This is a genomic window from Microbacterium sp. B24, from assembly GCF_000333415.1.
In the GTDB taxonomy this organism is placed as follows: Bacteria; Actinomycetota; Actinomycetes; order Actinomycetales; family Microbacteriaceae; genus Microbacterium.
Window position 1 is genome coordinate 1 of sequence record NZ_BADB01000014.1, and the last position, 3,212, is coordinate 3,212.

At 71.2% G+C, this 3,212-nt stretch carries 2 protein-coding genes, 2 pseudogenes and 1 riboswitch; of the genes and pseudogenes, 3 read left to right on the forward strand and 1 reads right to left on the reverse strand.

Going from position 1 to position 3,212, the window contains the following annotated elements; genetic code table 11:
• Positions 1 to 259 (reverse strand): annotated as a pseudogene (locus I5I_RS00220) (hypothetical protein); the annotation flags it as partial.
• Positions 260 to 585: 326 nt separating this feature from the next.
• On the opposite strand from I5I_RS00220, the gene I5I_RS00225 reads away from it, so the two are divergent.
• The 3 genes and pseudogenes from I5I_RS00225 to ribD all read left to right on the forward strand — a co-directional run.
• Entirely contained in the window at positions 586 to 1,155 is a 570-nt protein-coding gene (locus tag I5I_RS00225) for a GNAT family N-acetyltransferase (protein WP_036314818.1), read from the forward strand.
• A gap of 33 nt (positions 1,156 to 1,188) precedes the next feature.
• Complete coding sequence (locus tag I5I_RS00230) at positions 1,189 to 2,052, forward strand: Fpg/Nei family DNA glycosylase (RefSeq protein ID WP_036314821.1); 864 nt, start codon at positions 1,189 to 1,191, stop codon at positions 2,050 to 2,052.
• A gap of 67 nt (positions 2,053 to 2,119) precedes the next feature.
• A riboswitch (FMN riboswitch) is annotated at positions 2,120 to 2,275 on the forward strand.
• A 69-nt stretch (positions 2,276 to 2,344) separates the two neighbouring features.
• Positions 2,345 to 3,212: pseudogene (ribD, locus tag I5I_RS00235) on the forward strand (bifunctional diaminohydroxyphosphoribosylaminopyrimidine deaminase/5-amino-6-(5-phosphoribosylamino)uracil reductase RibD); the annotation flags it as partial.

The following is a 3,212-nucleotide window of genomic DNA, read 5'->3' on the forward strand; positions in this document are numbered from 1 at the left end:
CCGATGCGAGGTGAATCGGCGTACGAACCGCTTCGGCGCCGCGCAGTCTGCTCGACCCGCGCTGAAGATGCACGTGGAGGGCATCGTTGGCGAACACGAACACCCCCTCGGCGGCGAGCAGACTGAGACAGGTCAACCGGCCCCCGACGCGCACGGCCGCGACGATCGACCGGGGTGCGTCAGCCACCAGGTAGTGGTCGCGGCGCGCGCGGATGATCGCGCCCGCGCGTACGGCGTCGGTGATCTGGCGACGACTCATGCCCGACTGTCGTAGTTCTCGGGAACTCACGCATTCAACCTGGTCCACGACGACGATGCTCGACCGGCGCCGGGATGCAGGGCCGGCGTGTCAGTCGATCTGCGGACAGAACGCTCGGATGCTGCGCTGGGGAGGGGTTCGCGGATGCCGTGCACAACTCCATCTGAAGAGGTTGCGGTTGTCGCGAAACGAGGCGGCGGCACCGTTCAGGCGGAGTTATGCACCGTCGGGACGGGTCGGGAAGGCGGGCGGGGGACGGGCGGGCGGGGCGGGCGGGTGGGGCGGGCGGGGCGGGCGGGTGGGGCGGGCGGGGATAGGCTCGCGGCATGCAACCGGTGACACTGCGGACGACGCGACTGGAACTCTCGCTGCCGACCGAGAACGATGTCGACGCGATCTACGTCGCCTGCCAGGACGAGCTGATCCAGCGCTTCACGACGGTGCCGTCGCCGTACGAGCGCGCGCACGCCGAGGGGTTCGTCGACAAAGTCGCGGGCTGGTGGGATGCCGAGACGGAGGCGACCTGGGCGCTGCGCCACGACGGCATGCTCGCCGGCATGATGGGCCTGCATCGCGTCGGTCAGGGATCCGGCGAACTGGGCTACTGGATGACGCCCGCCGCGCGCGGTCGGGGACTGGTCGTGGAGGCGGCGCAGAGGGTGATCGACTGGGGCTTTTCTCCGGACGGACTGGGATTGCAACGGATCGAGTGGCGCGCCGTGGTCGACAATCCCGCATCGCACCGCGTCGCGCAGCGACTCGGATTCCGCTACGAGGGCCGGGTACGCTCCGCTCTCGTCAACGGAGCCGGCGTGCGCGCCGACGGCCTCATCGCGGGCTTGCTCGCCGACGATGAGCGCGCCCCACAGGTGTGGCCCGCCGCCGACTGCCCCTGACGCGGTGACGGGGCGCAGTGGCAGGATGAGGCCATGCCCGAGATGCCGGAGGTGCAAGGTCTCGTCGACTTCCTCGCCGAGCGCGCGACGGGACGCACCATCACGAAGGTGACGGTCGCCAACATCGCGGCGCTCAAGACCTACGACCCGCCCATCGACGGCCTCGTCGGGGGCCGCATCAGTGAAGCCCGGCGCCACGGCAAGTTCGTCGACCTGGCGACGGATGCCGGCATCCATCTCATCTTCCATCTCGCCAAGGCCGGTTGGCTGCGCTGGTACGAGACGGTCCCCGACACGGTGATCCGACCGGGCAAGACGCCGATCGCGCTGCGCGTGCGCCTCGACGACGGCGCCGGATTCGACCTGACCGAGGCCGGCACCAAGAAGTCCCTCGCCGTGTACGCCGCTCGCGCTGCGCAGGATGTGCCGGGCATCGCACGACTGGGTCCCGATCCGCTCTCGGCTGACTTCACGCGCGACGCTCTCGCCGCCCTGCTGGCCGGGCGCCGCACGCAGATCAAGGGGCTGCTGCGCGACCAGGCGATCATCGCGGGCATCGGAAACGCCTACTCCGACGAGATCCTGCACGCGGCGCGGATGTCACCGTATGCACTCGCGGCGAGCCTGACCGATGCCGATGTCGATGTCCTCTACACCGCGATGCGCACGACACTGACGGATGCCGTCGCATCGGCGTCCGGCAGGCCCCCGGCAGATCTGAAGGATGCGAAACGTCGCGGAATGTCGGTGCACGGGCGGCGGGGTGAGGCCTGCCCGGTGTGCGGCGACGAGGTACGCAGCGTCTTCTTCGCGGACAACTCGCTGGAGTACTGTCCCACCTGCCAGACCGGCGGAAAGCTGCTCGCCGACCGGCGACTGTCGCGACTGCTGAAATAGGGCGGCGCGCTCTGCACCGACACGGAATGAAATCCTCTGCAGGGCGTTGACTAGGATCGAGTGCAAGAAACGTGCTCCGGGGTCGGTGTGAATCCGAACCGGCGGTGACAGTCCGCGAGCCCCTCCCAGGAGGGGTTGATCCGGTGGAATTCCGGGACCGACGGTGATGCGTGACGGTTCGACGAGAACCCGATCGCTAGTCCGGATGGGAGGCAGCACGGATGCCGTCGCGCACGCCGCGGCGGGATCTGCGGTGTCGGCCGTGCCCCGGAGCCTCACAGAAGGACGACGGATGGCCGCGACAGACCGCGACGACACGGCGATCGACCGTGCGATGCAGCGCGCCTTGGAGATCGCTCGCCGGGGCCCGCGCGGCGTGAACCCGCAGGTCGGCGCCGTGCTGCTCTCCCCCGACGGCGACGTGCTCGCCGAGGGGTGGCATCGGGGCGCCGGCACGGCCCATGCGGAGGTCGACGCGCTGACGAACCTCGCCGCCGCGGCGGGGCCGGATGCCGCGCGCGGCGCGACCGCCGTCGTCACCCTCGAGCCGTGCAACCACACCGGCCGCACCGGACCCTGCAGTGAAGCGCTGATCGCCGCCGGCGTCGCCCGCGTCGTGTTCGCCGTCACCGACCCCGGGGAGGCGTCGTCGGGCGGCGCCGCGCGTCTGCGAGAGGCCGGGGTCGATGTGATCGGCGGCTGGCGCGCAGACGAGGGCACCGCCCTGCTGGCGTCCTGGCTGGAGGTGCAGCGCCTCGGCCGCCCGCACGTCACCGTGAAGTGGGCGCAGTCACTCGACGGCCGCGGTGCCGCCGCCGACGGCACCAGCCAGTGGATCACGGGCCCCGAAGCCCGCGCCGACGTCCACCGCCGCCGCAGCCTCGCCGACGCCATCGTGGTCGGCACCGGCACGCTGCTCGCCGATGATCCGGCCCTCACCGCACGCCGTGCCGACGGCTCGCTCTACGACGACCAGCCGCGCCCCGTGGTCGTGGGAACTCGCGCCGTGCCGCAGGAGGCCGCCGTGCGGCGGCATCCGCGCCCCTTCATGCAGGACGAGGGCGACGACCTCCCCGATCTCCTCGAGCGCCTGGGCGAACTGGGCGCCCACCGTGTTTCGTCGAGGGCGGTCCGGCACTGGCCTCGTCGTCCTGCGCGAA

Bases quoted from the DNA above. Each gene is read 5' to 3' on its own strand.
- I5I_RS00225 (WP_036314818.1), top strand. From the start codon at position 586: ATGCAACCGGTGACACTGCGGACGACGCGACTGGAACTCTCGCTGCCG.
- I5I_RS00230 (WP_036314821.1), top strand. From the start codon at position 1,189: ATGCCCGAGATGCCGGAGGTGCAAGGTCTCGTCGACTTCCTCGCCGAG.